1 protein-coding gene is annotated in these 254 nt (G+C 66.1%); it reads left to right on the top strand.

Features of this window, described 5'->3' with window-relative positions:
- Window positions 1–254, top strand: a 254-nt coding sequence (locus XalbCFBP2523_RS16155) for an AMP-binding protein (RefSeq protein ID WP_146084181.1), incomplete at both ends; no start/stop codon positions are given.

Below are 254 nucleotides of genomic sequence, written 5' to 3'. Positions count from 1 at the left end.
GCCAACGCATGTACCGCAGTGGCGATATCGCCTGCTGGCGTGCGGACGGCACGCTCGATTATCTCGGCCGCAACGATGACCAGGTCAAACTACGCGGGTTCCGCATCGAACTGGGCGAAATCGCCGCCGCGCTACGCGCCTGCGCGGGCGTGCAGGATGCCGTCGTGTTGCTGCGCGAGGACCACCCGGGCGAACCGCGATTGGTGGCCTATCTGGTCGGCGATGTCGATGGTATTGCACTCAGCCCGGAGGCC

Origin of the sequence: Xanthomonas albilineans, from assembly GCF_002939705.1 — a bacterium.
Taxonomy (GTDB): Bacteria; Pseudomonadota; Gammaproteobacteria; order Xanthomonadales; family Xanthomonadaceae; genus Xanthomonas_A; species Xanthomonas_A albilineans.
Note: the sequence above shows the minus strand (reverse complement) of the source record. Positions and strands in the feature narration are given on the sequence as shown.